Below are 273 nucleotides of genomic sequence, written 5' to 3'. Positions count from 1 at the left end.
TATGACCGGACAAAAGAGGCGTTTTTACTCAAAGATCTCGATTTATGGGAAGTGAGTCTGGTGACCTTTCCCGCTAACGATGAAGCGCGGGTGAGTGAGGTGAAGTCGGCCCTTGCCCGCGGTGAAATACCTTCTCCAAAAAGTATTGAGCGAGTCCTGCGCGATGTCGGGCTGTCGCGAACCCAAGCCAAGGCCCTGATGGCTGACGGCTACCGTGCACTTTCTCTGCGTGATGCTGAGCAGGCCGCACTGGCCACCTTGAAATCCATTAAA

Annotated in this window: 1 protein-coding gene; it reads left to right on the top strand. The window is 54.2% G+C overall.

The features are described from left to right. Positions 1–273, top strand: a 273-nt coding sequence (locus AAC854_RS23515; RefSeq protein ID WP_340619183.1) for an HK97 family phage prohead protease, incomplete at both ends; no start/stop codon positions are given.

Source organism: Xenorhabdus entomophaga (assembly GCF_037996725.1).
Lineage (GTDB): Bacteria > Pseudomonadota > Gammaproteobacteria > Enterobacterales > Enterobacteriaceae > Xenorhabdus > Xenorhabdus khoisanae.
This window is presented reverse-complemented; position numbering and strand designations above follow the sequence as displayed.